This window comes from Avibacterium endocarditidis (genome assembly GCF_965138825.1).
Taxonomy (GTDB): Bacteria; Pseudomonadota; Gammaproteobacteria; order Enterobacterales; family Pasteurellaceae; genus Avibacterium; species Avibacterium endocarditidis.
Map to the genome: position 1 here is coordinate 28,365 of NZ_CBCSDH010000011.1, position 14,225 is coordinate 42,589.

At 40.7% G+C, this 14,225-nt stretch carries 17 protein-coding genes; 3 read left to right on the top strand and 14 right to left on the bottom strand.

Translation table 11 applies throughout. From position 1 onward, the window contains the following. Positions 1-259: 259 nt before the first annotated feature. Entirely contained in the window at positions 260-529 is a 270-nt protein-coding gene (gene rpsO, locus ACNAV8_RS07560; RefSeq protein WP_017805737.1) for a 30S ribosomal protein S15, read from the bottom strand. Between the two features lie 173 nt (positions 530-702). Here rpsO and ACNAV8_RS07565 point away from each other — a divergent pair, with 173 nt between their 5' ends. From ACNAV8_RS07565 to ACNAV8_RS07575, 3 genes are all read left to right on the top strand, one after another. Beyond that, a complete protein-coding gene (locus ACNAV8_RS07565; protein WP_415777498.1) occupies positions 703-1,797 on the top strand; it encodes a sugar diacid recognition domain-containing protein in 1,095 nt (364 codons plus the stop codon). A 123-nt stretch (positions 1,798-1,920) separates the two neighbouring features. Beyond that, entirely contained in the window at positions 1,921-3,297 is a 1,377-nt protein-coding gene (locus ACNAV8_RS07570; RefSeq protein ID WP_415777499.1) for a GntP family permease, read from the top strand. Positions 3,298-3,309: 12 nt separating this feature from the next. Then, entirely contained in the window at positions 3,310-4,446 is a 1,137-nt protein-coding gene (locus ACNAV8_RS07575) for a glycerate kinase (RefSeq protein WP_103855570.1), read from the top strand. A gap of 185 nt (positions 4,447-4,631) precedes the next feature. Here the strand turns inward: ACNAV8_RS07575 and ruvB are convergent, their stop codons facing one another. The 13 genes from ruvB to ACNAV8_RS07640 all read right to left on the bottom strand — a co-directional run bounded on the left by ruvB (position 4,632) and on the right by ACNAV8_RS07640 (position 14,153). Next, positions 4,632-5,639, bottom strand: coding sequence for a Holliday junction branch migration DNA helicase RuvB (ruvB, locus tag ACNAV8_RS07580; protein WP_035685781.1), 1,008 nt, complete (start codon positions 5,637-5,639; stop codon positions 4,632-4,634). Positions 5,640-5,653: 14 nt separating this feature from the next. After that, a complete protein-coding gene (ruvA, locus tag ACNAV8_RS07585; RefSeq protein ID WP_103855571.1) occupies positions 5,654-6,268 on the bottom strand; it encodes a Holliday junction branch migration protein RuvA in 615 nt (204 codons plus the stop codon). Positions 6,269-6,354: 86 nt separating this feature from the next. Continuing rightward, a complete protein-coding gene (gene ruvC, locus ACNAV8_RS07590; RefSeq protein ID WP_103855572.1) occupies positions 6,355-6,915 on the bottom strand; it encodes a crossover junction endodeoxyribonuclease RuvC in 561 nt (186 codons plus the stop codon). A gap of 72 nt (positions 6,916-6,987) precedes the next feature. Then, positions 6,988-7,728, bottom strand: a complete 741-nt coding sequence (locus tag ACNAV8_RS07595) for a YebC/PmpR family DNA-binding transcriptional regulator (RefSeq protein WP_103852766.1) — start codon at positions 7,726-7,728, stop codon at positions 6,988-6,990. 286 nt (positions 7,729-8,014) lie between these two features. After that, complete coding sequence (gene nudB, locus ACNAV8_RS07600; protein WP_103855573.1) at positions 8,015-8,458, bottom strand: dihydroneopterin triphosphate diphosphatase; 444 nt, start codon at positions 8,456-8,458, stop codon at positions 8,015-8,017. A 40-nt stretch (positions 8,459-8,498) separates the two neighbouring features. After that, positions 8,499-10,268, bottom strand: coding sequence for an aspartate--tRNA ligase (gene aspS / locus ACNAV8_RS07605; protein ID WP_103855574.1), 1,770 nt, complete (start codon positions 10,266-10,268; stop codon positions 8,499-8,501). Positions 10,269-10,743: 475 nt separating this feature from the next. Then, a complete protein-coding gene (locus tag ACNAV8_RS07610) occupies positions 10,744-11,073 on the bottom strand; it encodes a hypothetical protein (protein WP_103854893.1) in 330 nt (109 codons plus the stop codon). Continuing rightward, the gene (locus tag ACNAV8_RS07615; protein ID WP_103854892.1) at positions 11,070-11,405 is read right to left on the bottom strand and encodes a hypothetical protein; all 336 of its coding nucleotides are present in this window, start codon (positions 11,403-11,405) and stop codon (positions 11,070-11,072) included. Before ACNAV8_RS07615 ends, ACNAV8_RS07610 begins: the two co-directional genes overlap by 4 nt. A gap of 8 nt (positions 11,406-11,413) precedes the next feature. After that, on the bottom strand, positions 11,414-12,283 hold the full coding sequence (locus ACNAV8_RS07620; protein ID WP_415777503.1) for a hypothetical protein: 870 nt from the start codon (positions 12,281-12,283) through the stop codon (positions 11,414-11,416). Positions 12,284-12,286: 3 nt separating this feature from the next. Next, complete coding sequence (locus ACNAV8_RS07625) at positions 12,287-12,499, bottom strand: hypothetical protein (protein WP_103854890.1); 213 nt, start codon at positions 12,497-12,499, stop codon at positions 12,287-12,289. 235 nt (positions 12,500-12,734) lie between these two features. Beyond that, on the bottom strand, positions 12,735-13,430 hold the full coding sequence (locus ACNAV8_RS07630) for a hypothetical protein (RefSeq protein ID WP_103854889.1): 696 nt from the start codon (positions 13,428-13,430) through the stop codon (positions 12,735-12,737). A gap of 191 nt (positions 13,431-13,621) precedes the next feature. Next, positions 13,622-13,966 (bottom strand): DUF2335 domain-containing protein, encoded by a 345-nt coding sequence (locus tag ACNAV8_RS07635; RefSeq protein WP_103854888.1) that lies wholly within the window; start codon positions 13,964-13,966, stop codon positions 13,622-13,624. Beyond that, positions 13,935-14,153, bottom strand: a complete 219-nt coding sequence (locus ACNAV8_RS07640; RefSeq protein WP_146256850.1) for a hypothetical protein — start codon at positions 14,151-14,153, stop codon at positions 13,935-13,937. Before ACNAV8_RS07640 ends, ACNAV8_RS07635 begins: the two co-directional genes overlap by 32 nt. Positions 14,154-14,225 lie beyond the last annotated feature (72 nt).

Sequence of the window (14,225 nt, forward strand, 5' to 3'; positions counted from 1 at the left end):
CACTTTTCCTCATTCCAATAAAATTTTCTTAACGAAAAATCAGCCTGATGTTCACTTCGCTCTCGCTCGGCGTGATTTTTCTAAAAATTTTATTTCCATTCGGGCGGTTGGGACGAGGAATTTGGTTAGATTGAATTTTAAAGTGCGGTGTGTTTTGGGAGAGTTTTTCGGACGAATGTAGGTTTATTTTGCTATTGACAAAATATTCCCATAAAAAAACGCTCAATTGCTTGAGCGTTTTCTTGTTCTAATTTGGAAATTAGCGACGTAAACCTAAACGAGCGATAGTTTCACTGTATTTAGCTAAATCAGTACGTTTTAAGTAGTCTAATAATTTACGACGACGAGAAACCATACGTAATAAACCACGGCGACCGTGATGGTCTTTTTTATGCACTGCGAAGTGTGCTTGTAAGTGGTTGATTTGTGCAGTTAATAATGCAATTTGAACTTCTGATGAACCAGTATCTTTTGCATCACGACCAAATTCAGCAACGATAGCTGCTTTTTTTTCTGTGCTTAGAGACATATTAAAATCCTCAATAGTAGGGTTAGTCATACATCAAACGCCGATCTCTAATTCAGCGCCGACAAGGAGCAATAATTGTAGCGATTAAGAGAAAAAATGCAATAAATATCTTGGGCAAATAAGCATTTTAATTATATGATTTAGCCAGGTTTGATTTCATTTTCAGGTGGGTTATGGAACTTGATCAGCAAGTTGCACAGAAAATTGTTCAACGGGCAATGCATATTATTCCAAACAGCGTCAATGTAATGGATAAAAACGGGGTGATTATTGCTTCTGGCGATACTTCCCGTTTAAAGCAAAAACATACGGGGGCGGTGATTGCAATTCGAGAAAATCGGGTTGTGGAAGTTGATGAGTTCCTTTCGCAAAAATGGAATCAAGAAGCCAAGCCTGGTATTAATATTCCAATTAATTATCTCGGAAATATTTTTGGCGTTGTGGGGGTATCAGGCAAACCAGAGGAGGTGCGTCCTTATGCTGAATTAGTAAAAATGACGGCGGAATTAATTGTTGAACAGCACATTTTAATTGAGCAAGAACGTTGGTCGCATCGCTATAAAGAGGAATTTATTTTACAGTTAGTTAATCATTCACAGCAATATCCCCAGCTTGTTCAACAAGCACATTTTTTCGGTATTGATTTATCCAATAATTATGTGGCAACGCTGATCAATTTGTGCCATTCCAATCAAAATCAATTACAGGAATTAGTCAGCTACTTGCAGCAGCAAAATGTGCTTTTTGCCATTCATTCTTTGGATTCCATCTTGATATTATTACCAGCAAGTGAACGTCAAAATAAAACGTTGTTGAAAACCTTTGTGCCAGCACATTGGAATTCTCGCCAATATAAGATTGTGGTAGGCGGTTTTTTAGGTGGAAATGAAAGATTGTCTCTTTCTTATAAAACGGCATTAAGTACGCTAAGTTACGGGTTAAAATTTTTCCCTAAAAAATCGATTTATTTTTTTGAACAATACCAGTTGCCGGTTTTATTAGATGATTTAACCGATTCTTGGCAAGCAAAGGAATTGTTAAAACCCATTAATAAACTTTATGCACAAGATACCCATCAACAATTACGCAAAACCCTGCAACAATATTTTTTATCAAATTGTGATCTCACTCTCACTGCACAAAATTTATTCATTCATAGTAATACACTGCGTTATCGACTTAACAAAATTGAGCAAATAACTTCTTTGTCTTTCAATAAGATAGATGATTTATTTATATTCTATTTAAGTATATTATTAAAAAAGTAATTTGTTTATTTCTACAAATTATTGTGAATTACCCTCTTATTTTTTGTATTTTTAGATAAAGTATTTTCTCTTAGAGAAAACAATAATGTGATTGCTGATTAATCATATAAAAGGAGAAATAATATGACGGGCATCGCACTCATTATTAGCTTTATCCTTGCTATCCTGATTATGATTTTTATGATAGCGAAATTAAAAGTTCACCCTTTCCTCGCATTAATGAGCATTTCCCTTGCTTTAGCACTTCTTGCGGGCATTCCTCTCACTAAAATTCCAGCAATGGTTGGAGCTGGCTTTAGTGGCACATTTAAGAGCATCGGTATTGTGATTATTTTCGGTGCAATTATTGGTATGGTGCTAGAAAAAACAGGAGCAGCCTTAAAATTAGCAGATATGGTTGTTAAACTGGTTGGGCAAAAACGACCAGAGCTGGCTATGCTTATTATGGGCTGGGTTGTTGGTATTCCTGTATTCTGTGATAGTGGTTTTGTTGTATTAAACCCAATTCGTGAAGCGATTCAGAAAAAAATTGCCGCTAATCCCGTTGGTACTGCCGTTGCACTGAGCGCAGGGCTTTATGCCGCACACGTTTTTATTCCGCCAACACCAGGGCCAATTGCCGTGGCAGGTGGATTAGGTTTAGAGCATAATTTATTATTAGTCATTCTTATGGGGATTGCAGTATCTATTCCTGTTTTGATTGCAAGTTATCTTTTTGCCAAATTTATTGGTAAGCGAGTGATTTTGCAAGATGATGCTAATGATGAATTGATTGCTCAAGGTTATGAAGCCTTATTGAAAAAATATGGCACTTTACCTAATGGCTTTTTAAGCCTTGCGCCGATTTTTGTTCCTATCATTTTAATGGCACTAGGTTCAATCACTAAAATTTCAGGCGCAACAGGGGATATTGCCAATTTCATTTTATTCTTAGGCAATCCGATTATTGCCTTAGGAATTGGATTAATCTTTGCCATCATTCTTATTTTTCAATGTGGCAAAATCAGTGAGTTTGAAACCTTAACCAACGACACCCTAAAACTCGTTGGCCCAATTCTGTTTATTACAGCAGCTGGTGGCGTATTAGGCAAAGTGATTGTTGAAGCGGGATTCGTAGAATATATTAAAGAAAATGCGCATATTATTAGTAGTGCGGGTATTTTCTTTCCATTTATTATTTCAGCAATTTTGAAAACCGCACAAGGCAGCTCTACCGTAGCAATGATCACCACTGCGGCAATTATGGGAATGTTTAATGTTGATGATTCTCTAATGAGTGCATTAGGATTAACCAGTGAAATTGCTGCCGCGCTGACCGTAATGGCGATTGCGGCAGGGGCAATGTGTGTTTCTCACGCTAATGACAGTTACTACTGGGTGGTAACAAACTTTAGTAAAATGACACCACAACAAGGCTATCGCACACAAACCACACTCACTTTTATTATGGGAATTGTGGGGATTAGCACTGTTTATGTCCTTTCCTTAGTTTTACTTTAACAGGAATTAACAATGAAAATACTCATCGCACCAGATTCATTCAAAGAAAGTTTGACCGCGTTTGAAGTGGCAGAAGCGATTGAAATTGGGTTTCGCAAGATTTTTCCGCACGCGCAATATTGCAAAATCCCAATGGCTGATGGTGGGGAAGGCACGGTGCAATCTTTGGTGGACGCTACGCAAGGAAAGCTGATCCAATGCACGGTTACCGCCCCTTTGGGCAATAAGATTGACGCCTTTTGGGGGCTTTCTGGTGATGGTGAAACCGCATTCATTGAAATGGCAGCGGCTTCAGGATTGCATCTTGTGCCAATGGAGGTGCGTAATCCATTGAAAACCACCAGTTTTGGCACGGGAGAATTGATTTTGAACGCCTTAAATTATGGGGTGAAAAAAATTATTCTCGGCATTGGTGGAAGTGCAACCAATGATGCTGGTGTTGGAATGTTGCAAGCCTTGGGCGCGTGCTTTCTCAATGCTGAAAATCAATCTTTGGGCTATGGCGGTGAACAGCTAATTCACACCGCTCATATTGATTTAAGCCAGCTTGATTCACGTTTAGCGCAAGTACAAATTGAAGTGGCTTGTGATGTGAATAATCCATTATGTGGTGAAACTGGTGCATCTGCCGTGTTTGGTCCGCAAAAAGGCGCAACCGTGCAAATGGTGCAACAACTTGATGCCGCGCTTGCTCATTTCGCCGAGAAAGTACGGCAACAGCTTGGGATTAATATCGCTAATCAAGCAGGGGCAGGAGCGGCTGGCGGAATGGGCGGTGGATTATTGCTGCTACCTAAAGTGCGGTTGAAAAAAGGCGTAAATATTGTGTTAGAAACCTTAAATTTTAGCGCTCAAGTGCAAGATGCCGATTTGGTGATTACGGGCGAAGGGCGAATGGACGGACAGAGTGCTTACGGAAAAACGCCCATTGGTGTCGCCAAAACTGCTAAGCAATTTGATAAACCTGTGATTGCTATTGTTGGCTGCCTACGGGAAGATTACGAAGTGGTGTATGAACAGGGCATTGACGCAGTCTTTCCGATTATTCGTCAGCTCGATAGTTTGGAAAACACCTTGCGTTCGGGGAAAGAAAATCTGATTTCAACGGCGCAGAATATCGCCAGATTTTATCAGTTAGCGATGAAATAACAGAATAGTGAAAAGACAAGTGCGGTGGAAAATTTTCAGATTTTTCACCGCACTTTATTTTTAGGCATAAGATACGTTTTTCTACCAACTTTTCTACATTAACTTCCTGTAGCTTGCTACTTTACTATCTCGATAAAGCTTGCGAAAAAACGGAGCACTTCCCTACTCCATCGTCTTTTTCTTTCCTAGTCAGTCAGCTTATCAATTCCCAAATGACGATAGGTTCGCAATGTGGCGATACGCCCTCTTGGGGTGCGTTGTAAAAAGCCTTGTTGGATTAAATAAGGCTCAAGCACATCTTCAATGGTTTCACGTTCTTCACCAATGGCGGCGGCAAGGTTGTCTAACCCCACAGGCCCACCGTCAAAACGTTCAATAATGGCACTGAGTAATTTACGATCCATAAAGTCGAAACCTGCGGGATCAACATCTAACATTGAAAGGGCGGATTTGGCAATTTGTGCGGAAATTTGCCCTGCATTTTTAACATCGGCATAATCTCTCACACGGCGTAATAAACGGTTGGCAATACGCGGTGTACCACGAGAACGACAGGCAATTTCTTGCGCCGCATCTTGTTCAATGGCTAAGTTTAAACATTGCGCACTGCGTGCCACAATGGACGTGAGATCTTCTACGGAATAAAATTCTAAGCGTTGCACAATGCCAAAGCGATCACGCAAAGGGGAAGTGAGCGAGCCAGCTTTGGTGGTTGCGCCAATTAAGGTAAAAGGGGGCAAATCCAGTTTAATTGAGCGTGCCGCTGGACCTTCACCAATCATAATATCGAGCTGATAATCTTCCATTGCGGGATACAGCACTTCTTCAATGGCTGGGGAAAGGCGGTGAATTTCGTCAATAAATAGCACATCGTGCGGTTCAAGATTGGTCAGCATTGCCGCTAAATCGCCTGCTTTTTCAAGCACTGGCCCTGAAGTGGTGCGGATATTTACTCCCATTTCATTCGCCACAATATTGGCAAGGGTGGTTTTCCCTAACCCTGGTGGGCCGAAAATTAATAGGTGATCGAGCGCATCTTGGCGCAGTTTGGCGGCTTGGATAAAGATTTCCATTTGCTCACAGACCTGTGGTTGCCCTACATAATCGGTGAGTAATTTAGGGCGAATGGCACGATCAATGACTTCTTCATCGAATTTTTCCGTTGCGCTGACAATTCTATCTACTTCAATCATTATTCTGCCTTAATTTATAATGCCGCTTTCAGGGCTTCGCGGATTAATTGTTCGCTGTTAAGTGCAGGATCGGCAACTTTCTTCACCATTTTTTCCGCTTCACTTGCTTTGTAACCTAACGCGATTAATGCCGCGACTGCATCATCAATTTGAACATTTTCTTTATTTGGTGATTTTTCTGCCGCAGGTAAATGCGTGCTTTCAATAAAGAAATCGCCTTGTTGTAAATCCTTAAATTTCCCTTTTAATTCAACCAGTAAACGTTCTGCTGTTTTTTTGCCCACGCCGGGGATTTTGACTAATTTAGACAATTCTTCACGTTCTATGGCATAAGCAAATTCATTGACAGACATCGCAGATAAAATGGCGAGTGCCAGTTTCGGGCCTACACCGTTGGTTTTGATTAGCTCACGAAATAACGTGCGGTCTTGCTTGTGGGAAAATCCAAACAGCAAATGTGCATCCTCTCGCACGACCAAATGGGTAAATAAGGTTGTTTGCTGCCCTGTTTCTGGCAAGTTATAAAAGCTGGTCATTGGCAATAAAAGCTCATAGCCCACGCCTTGCACATCAAGCAAAATTTCTGGTGGTTGCTTTTCGACTAATAATCCTGTTAAACGGCCTATCATAATTTCCCCTTAAAACGATTTGCCATAGGATAAAATAAAACTGGATAAATATCCAGTTTTAAACGATAAATTTTCACGCTTAGCCATTATAAACGAAAACGCCCACGGCTATATCTTGGACGCAAAAGTGCGGTGTTTTTTCCCGCTGTTTTTTGCATATTCTGATTAATTTGCGATAAATGCGCGAAAGAATGGGAATGCGTGATGGCAATGGCTAAGGCATCGGCAGCATCGGCTTGCGGTTTCGCGGAAAGATTAAGAATGCGCGTTACCATTTCTTGCACTTGAGTTTTATCGGCCGCCCCTGTGCCAACCACCGTTTGCTTGACTAAGCGCGCGGCATATTCAAACACGGGTAAATCGTGGTTCACAGCAGCAACAATCGCCACGCCACGGGCTTGCCCAAGTTTTAAGGCGGAATTGGCATTTTTCGCCAAAAATACTTCTTCAATGGCAAACATTGTGGGCTGAAATTGCGTGATAATTTCGCTTACCCCCGCATAAATGCGCTTTAAACGGGTTGGCATATCTTCTGCTTGAGTGCGAATCACCCCGCTGCCTAAATAGTCCAACTTTAACCCCACTTGACGGATTACGCCATATCCCGTTAAGCGAGAACCGGGGTCAATTCCCAAAATAATTGCCATTCGATTTCCTGTTTGAAAAGGTTCAAATACCCTAAACAAAAAAGGTGCTTTCGCACCTTCTTCCATTACGCATTAAAGCAAGGCTGCCACTTCATCACTGATTTCGCCGTTGTGATACACATTTTGCACATCATCACAATCTTCTAGCATATCAATTAAGCGTAATAATTTTGGTGCAGTTTCCGCATCAAGATTTACCGTAGTTGATGGAATCATTGTTACTTCGGCTTCTTGAATTTTGAAGCCTGCTGCTTCAATGGCTTCACGCACCGCACTTAAATCTTCCCACGCAGTGTAGATCTCAAAGCTGCCGTCTTCTTGTGGTTGAATATCATCTGCGCCTGCTTCAATTGCTGCTTCTGTAAGCGCATCTTCATCGGCTTCCGCAATTAAAATCAACCCTTTTTTACTGAACAAATAGCCAACAGAACCCTCTGTCCCTAAGTTTCCACCGCATTTAGTGAAGCTTGGACGAACCTGTGAAATGGTGCGATTTGCGTTATCACTTAAACATTCTACCATCACCGCTGTGCCACCAGGGCCATAGCCTTCATAAACTTTGGTTTCCATATTGGTGTCATCGCCACCGCCCACACCGCGATCAATTGCACGGTTGATGGTATCGCGCGTCATATTGTTAGAAAGGGCTTTATCCACCGCCGCACGCAAACGCGGGTTAGCGCTCACATCACCGCCACCAAGTTTGGCTGCGGTAACCAATTCACGGATTAATTTAGTAAAGATTTTTCCACGTTGGGCATCTTGGGCGGCTTTACGGTGTTTAATATTCGCCCACTTACTATGTCCTGCCATTTTTTTTCCTTCTGTTTTTGTGATCTTTTTGATCTTGAGTTTAATTAAATTTGTTTGTTTTTATAAATCGGGTTTCGCCGTTGGCGACTTATGTTCACCACAATAGGCGTCATATCATTTAGTGTGTAGTTATTGCTACTATCAAATCTCCCCCTACCCATCTTTTCTAAAGAGGGGGATATGAGCGTATGATTAACTCATTTTGAGCTATAACTACTAAATTCCCCTCTTTCGCAAAGAGGGGTTAGGGGAGATTTGGCAGAATTTATTCCAACCAAATAATCAATCAGCCCTTATTTACCAAATATTTCTCAATCGCTGCGGCGTTATTTGGCGATTTTGTCATTTGCACGGCCTGTTGTGGGGAAACCCATTTAAAGGCCAAATGCTCGCTTAATTGCGGTTCAAATTCCTGCTCCACGGCGCATAAAAACCAATGTTCGCGCGCGTGGGTGATATTCGGTGCGTATTTATAGCGGAAATGGGGAAAAATTTCAAATTCTACGCTTTCGTTGCAATCAAAAAGTGCGGTTGAATTTGGTGAAATTTTTAACCGCACTTCTTCCCAAAGCTCTCGGATTGCTGTTTCTCTTGCGGTTTCGTCATTTTCCATTGAACCTGTTACCGACTGCCAAAAATCAGGATCATCTTTGCGTTGTAGCATCAACACGCGATTTGTGTTTTTGGCGTAGATAATAACAAGAACACTTTGGGGGTTTTTGTATTGCATAGAAGAAGAGAAGACGTGAGTTCTCTCACGCCTATTCACATTATTTCTCGTTTTTCACCACGCTAACCCCTAACTCCGCCAATGCCTGCGGGTTGGCATAGCTTGGGGCTTCGGTCATTAAGCACGCGGCGGCGGTGGTTTTCGGGAAGGCGATAACATCACGAATGTTGTCTGTGCCAGTTAAAAGCATCACTAAGCGGTCTAAACCAAAGGCTAAACCTGCGTGTGGTGGTGTGCCGTATTTTAAGGCATCAAGCAAGAAGCCGAATTTTTCTTGTTGTTCTGCTTCGTTAATGCCAAGAATGCGGAAAACGGTTTGCTGCATTACAGGATCGAAAATACGCACAGAGCCGCCGCCCACTTCATAACCGTTAATCACCATATCATAAGCATTGGCTACTGCTGCTGTTGGATCTTGTTCAAGCTGTGCAGGGCTGAAATCTTTTGGAGAGGTGAACGGGTGGTGCATTGCGGCAAGGTTGCCTTCTTCATCACGTTCAAACATAGGGAAATCTACCACCCAAAGTGGTTTCCATTCTTCTAAGCGAGTTAAGCCTAAATCACGGCCTAATTTCAAGCGTAATGCGCCCATTGCGTCAGTGGCAATGTTCCATTTATCCGCCCCGAAGAAAAGAATATCGCCGTTTTGTGCTTGCACACGGGTTAATAACGCATTTAACACGTCTTCAGAGAGGAATTTTGCGATTGGGCTTTGCACGCCTTCTAAGCCTTTTTCAAGCTCATTGACTTTTAACCACGCCAATCCTTTCGCTCCGTAAATGCCAACAAATTGGGTGTATTCGTCAATTTGTTTACGGGTAATGCTTGCACCATTTGGCACGCGGATTACGGTTACGCGCCCATTTGGATCATTAGCAGGGCCGCTGAATACTTTGAAATCCACGTCTTTGACTAAATCAGCCACGTCCACCATTTCTAACGGGTTACGCAAATCAGGCTTATCTGAACCGAAACGTTGCATTGCCTCCGCCCAAGTCATCATTGGGAATTTACCGAGATCTACGCCTAAAATGTCTAACCATAATCCGTGGATCATTTGTTCCATAATTGCACGCACTTCAGGGGCGGTTAAGAATGAGGTTTCCACATCGATTTGGGTAAACTCAGGCTGGCGATCCGCACGCAAATCTTCATCACGGAAACATTTTACAATTTGATAATAGCGGTCAAAGCCCGACATCATCAATAATTGCTTAAATAATTGTGGCGATTGCGGTAGAGCATAGAATTTACCCTTATGCACACGGCTTGGCACTAAATAGTCGCGCGCGCCTTCAGGGGTGGCTTTTGTGAGCATTGGGGTTTCAATATCTAAGAAACCGTGATCATCCATAAAACGGCGTACAAAACTGGTGATTTTCGCACGGGTTTTTAAACGTTGCGCCATTTCAGGGCGGCGTAAATCTAAATAACGGTATTTTAAGCGTTGCTCTTCGGTGTTATTTTGATTGAAATCCAACGGCAACACATCAGAGGCATTGTAAACAGAAAGGGATTTCGCCAATACTTCCACTTCGCCTGTTGTCATATTTTTATTGATTTGATTTTCAGGGCGCGCAATGACTTCGCCTTTAATTTGCACGCAAAACTCATTACGCAAGCCCGCTGCAGCGGTGAGTGCTTCTTGATATTTCGGGTCAAAGCAGACTTGTACAATACCTTCACGATCACGCAAATCGATAAAAATCAAGCCACCTAAATCACGGCGCTTATTCACCCAACCGCTCAGAGTAACTTCTTGTCCAATGTTGCTGCGGTTTAACGCCCCGCAATAATGAGTTCGCATCATAATATTTTCCTTATTGAAATCTAAAAAAAGTGATAACCGCAAGATTATAGCGGAAATCTTGGGGGGATAGAATTGTTTATTCAGTGAATTTATTAAATTCAGTGCAAGGACTTGCTGTGTATGTTGTAAAATTTTCCATTTGTGAGAACCGCAGTCTTGCTCTAAAATGCAGGCAAAATAAAGTGCGGGGGGAAATTTTGTGAAAATCCGAAATTTTCAGTAAGTACAAGTGTTTTTATGCCAAAAACGTTCCGAAAAATCACTGTATTTTTCAAAATTCCCATCAATTAAATCAATAAATTAGAAATCGTTTCGGAACGTTTTATAGCCCCCATTTCGTCAAACTAATGTCACTTTTTCTTAAACGAAATCCCCCCCCCAAATACTCTCACCAATCCATACAACACACGCCCTAAAATCGGGCGTTTAGTTTTAAACATTATGAAAAAGGCGACCATAAGATCACCCTTCTCCACTATTTGCAACAACAAGATTCGCAATTATCTTCTGTTGGACAACCGAGATCGTAAAATGCGCTTTGGGTAAATTCCCATCTTACACAAGCCCCCATTGGAAAAGTTTTTGCTTGAGTATCATCTTGTCCACGTTCAATTTTCACCTCATTACCAAAACGGTAGGCTTTGACAATTTCAGCCCCTGTTCCATCATTAATGACAAGGTAAGTGTGATCATCGTTCAATCTTTCTGCTAATGCTCTTGCTTCAGCAATGGGTAAGAGCTTGTCTGTGGTGCTGAGTTTTTCATTAAGGCTTGCTGTAAAGCCGTTTAAGAATTTATATGTCATTTTGCACATCCTAAACATTCTGTTGAAGTAAAATAACCATTTTCACTACGCCCCATTGAGCAAGTACAGCTATCAACGTGAATTGGCACGCAGAAAGGTTTGCACCCATCAATGCGAATAATCCCCTGGTAACGCCCTTTTCTTGCTTTATAAATCGCATCGTCCCACATAAACGTAACTTGGTTTTGATCACTTTCAAAAGCAGGATAAACAATCGTTGAACCATCACCGCCAACACGTGTGAGTTCAATACTAATATTTTCGGTGTTCGTACAGTTATCAATTTGGAACGTGGTCTTGGCCACTTTTTTATTAATTAAAATTGGTCTCATTTGATCTCCTATGTCCATAAGTTATTTGCAAAAGCTGGGATCATTCCTGCATTTAATGTGTGCATATCAGCGACATTTAATCGTCCCCACGCTGCGCCAATATTACTTAGCCCAGCTACAGATTGACTCCAGCCTTCATAAGGATTTATCTGGCTTGCAGCGGCTGCTGCCTGTTGTGCGGTGCGAATAGAATTAAGGCTATCCCCCACCCGCCCTTGAAATAAACCATTCCATTTATATACTTCTTCACGGTACTGACTTTCTCGTTGGTGTTTACGTTCTTCTTCAATGCGAATAGCCTGGTTTGTAGCCAAAACAGCGGCTCTTGCTTCGGCAATATGAAGCTGGCGTAATGCTGTTCTTCTTGCCCCCACACAATGCACATTCATTTCTCTTTCTATTTTTTGCCGAGCGTAAGAATATTCACTGCGAGTTGTCACAACAGCACGATTTTTCGCTGTATCATAATCAACGGGATAACCTGCCTGCTCTCTTGCTCTTGCTTCATTGAGCATCGCCACTTCAATCGGTCTGCTATTGTCATACCAGTGATTAAAGAGCTTATCCCCCTTATCACGTTGGTTATTCCAAATTTCATCAAAACGATTTTGTGCTTGCTTTGCTACATCGTGTTGCTTATCGGCAAAATAAAAAGATGCCGCTTGCTGGATTAACGCAATAATCATATTGGCTTTTGCATTTTGACTAACTGCTTTGAAATATTTGCAAGCATAATCAGCCATTGCAATCGCTCGCGCTTTTGCTGAACCATTTGTCAACTTTCCAGCATCATCAATACTTTTGATGTTATTAACTACTTCGTCGCAATTAATATCATCACCGGTAAGCATATCGAGATAGGAGCTACTGTCTGCCATAATTTAGTTCTCATTAAAGTGATGAAGATAGAGATACTCAGCTTTTTCCTTGTATTCCATCATCTGGTGGATAATTTCCTTAACATATTCATCTCGCAATGAAGTTAGTTGAGGTGCGGTGTATTTTTTATATTCTTGGTACAGCAGATCTTTGCTGCCCTCTTTATCTGACTGATCTTTTAACTGATCGATGATAGGCTTAAATTGATTTGCCATAGTCCTCCTTTTGAGTAATAAAAAACCGCTTGCGGTTTCCCACAAGCGGTTAAAGTGCGGTGTTTTTGTGAAATTTATTTCACATAGCCTAATTTTGGCATTGTGGCTGCGGTTACTGCTTATTCAAAATCATTGCGTACATAAGACTCGCAGCCCATTATTGGGTAAATTTGTCACAAAGCTGTTTCTGCTTTTTGGCTTTGGCAACCACAATTAAAGTGTTGTAAAAATAGAATTAGTTAATTCCAAAAAAATCTTGATAACGCTTTAGTAATGGCACTGCCGAATTACGCTCGATTGTGCAATATTGATCGCCAAATTTATCTAATCGCTTTTGTATCGTATTACGAATTAAGTTATTCATTCGATTTCTTTCATCCTGCTTGAAGTCCATTTCTGACTGATATTGAGAACATTGTTGAGCAATATAATATTGTGCTATTACTTCAGGTTTGACTTGAGTATCCGAAAATTCATTAGGACATAACGAAGTGACAGTCGATAAATAACTACCTTCATCAAAAATTCGGTTACAAAAATCAGCTTCACTCAAAATTTGATTAGCTGTCGGACTAAAAACCCAAGCTTGTGGATCGGCAGCTATATCTATGTGCTCACTAAACCACTTGTTAAAATCGAATTTAGATTGTCTATTTAATTCTTTAGCATAGAACTCTTTAGCATAATCACCGTATGGATTTGCATATTCAGAAAATGCTTCATTAAAGTCCTTATTATGCAATTTCGCATATTTCTGCTTCACTTGAGAAAATTTAGAGTATGCAGTTTTTTGATTGTCATTTAATACAGAATATAAAAATGAATTTGCCGATGCTTTCCCTGCTACTTCATCAGGCGAATCATCAAAAAATGAAAAACCAAACGCTGGAGAGCTAAATAGCAAAATCCCATAAGCCAACAATTTTTTCATAAAATATCCCAGCAAATAAAAGAAATTTAAGCATACAAAATAACCAAACTTTACTCATCAACGCTACTTTTGCTATCCTTCGGGTGAATAACTTTACCGATCGCAAAAACACCAGCTAAAGCAACTAGTACGCTAATCATAACAGTAACTGAAAGCCCATATTGCTCTTTATTTATTAATTCAAAGCAAAACTAAATAACTAAAGCAACGCTCACCATTGCAAAAACAAGTCCCAATCCTTTCAAGAATAATGACCACTTAGGAATAGCATAGCGATTTCTCTGTTCATTCTCTGCTAATTTCATAATGCGATCAGCCCCATTAGGAATAACCTCATTATATTTCCGCATATCATCAGCCATCGGTAGCGGGCCTGAATGGCTAATCTGCTGTTGAACCATCATTGAGATCAATCCTGCTGCTTGCGGAGTTTGCAAAACCTGTGTTAATAATTCAGGCTTTGCCGCAACAGTTTCAACAATATCTTTAGCTTGTTCTGATTGCTCAGCTTCTGTAATTTGATGTTGTTCGGTCATTGTCTAATGTTTCCATTGCTTTATATAAATAACCACCAACAGCCTGCCAATCCTTTTGCAAATTGGTTTTATCATTATTAGGCGTATCAGTATTTATAGGTAAAAATGCGATTGGTGCAACATTTAAAATCGAACCAATTCCAATCATAAAGCTTGCTAAATATTGTGAGTTTCTTAACTTTTTCATTTGAATTTATCTCGTTAAAATAGGTAATAAATTCAAACTCTCTGTGAAATAAGAGTTTAAGAATTGTTCATA

Excerpts from the sequence above, each read along its gene's own strand:
- ACNAV8_RS07575 (WP_103855570.1), top strand. The coding sequence starts at position 3,310 with ATGAAAATACTCATCGCACCAGATTCATTCAAAGAAAGTTTGACCGCG.
- ACNAV8_RS07635 (WP_103854888.1), bottom strand. The coding sequence starts at position 13,966 with ATGACCGAACAACATCAAATTACAGAAGCTGAGCAATCAGAACAAGCT.
- ACNAV8_RS07615 (WP_103854892.1), bottom strand. The coding sequence starts at position 11,405 with ATGAGACCAATTTTAATTAATAAAAAAGTGGCCAAGACCACGTTCCAA.
- rpsO (WP_017805737.1), bottom strand. The coding sequence starts at position 529 with ATGTCTCTAAGCACAGAAAAAAAAGCAGCTATCGTTGCTGAATTTGGT.
- aspS (WP_103855574.1), bottom strand. The coding sequence starts at position 10,268 with ATGATGCGAACTCATTATTGCGGGGCGTTAAACCGCAGCAACATTGGA.
- ACNAV8_RS07620 (WP_415777503.1), bottom strand. The coding sequence starts at position 12,283 with ATGGCAGACAGTAGCTCCTATCTCGATATGCTTACCGGTGATGATATT.
- ACNAV8_RS07610 (WP_103854893.1), bottom strand. The coding sequence starts at position 11,073 with ATGACATATAAATTCTTAAACGGCTTTACAGCAAGCCTTAATGAAAAA.
- ruvC (WP_103855572.1), bottom strand. The coding sequence starts at position 6,915 with ATGGCAATTATTTTGGGAATTGACCCCGGTTCTCGCTTAACGGGATAT.
- ACNAV8_RS07570 (WP_415777499.1), top strand. The coding sequence starts at position 1,921 with ATGACGGGCATCGCACTCATTATTAGCTTTATCCTTGCTATCCTGATT.
- ACNAV8_RS07640 (WP_146256850.1), bottom strand. The coding sequence starts at position 14,153 with ATGAAAAAGTTAAGAAACTCACAATATTTAGCAAGCTTTATGATTGGA.
- ACNAV8_RS07625 (WP_103854890.1), bottom strand. The coding sequence starts at position 12,499 with ATGGCAAATCAATTTAAGCCTATCATCGATCAGTTAAAAGATCAGTCA.
- ACNAV8_RS07630 (WP_103854889.1), bottom strand. The coding sequence starts at position 13,430 with ATGAAAAAATTGTTGGCTTATGGGATTTTGCTATTTAGCTCTCCAGCG.
- ACNAV8_RS07565 (WP_415777498.1), top strand. The coding sequence starts at position 703 with ATGGAACTTGATCAGCAAGTTGCACAGAAAATTGTTCAACGGGCAATG.
- ruvB (WP_035685781.1), bottom strand. The coding sequence starts at position 5,639 with ATGATTGAAGTAGATAGAATTGTCAGCGCAACGGAAAAATTCGATGAA.
- nudB (WP_103855573.1), bottom strand. The coding sequence starts at position 8,458 with ATGCAATACAAAAACCCCCAAAGTGTTCTTGTTATTATCTACGCCAAA.
- ruvA (WP_103855571.1), bottom strand. The coding sequence starts at position 6,268 with ATGATAGGCCGTTTAACAGGATTATTAGTCGAAAAGCAACCACCAGAA.
- ACNAV8_RS07595 (WP_103852766.1), bottom strand. The coding sequence starts at position 7,728 with ATGGCAGGACATAGTAAGTGGGCGAATATTAAACACCGTAAAGCCGCC.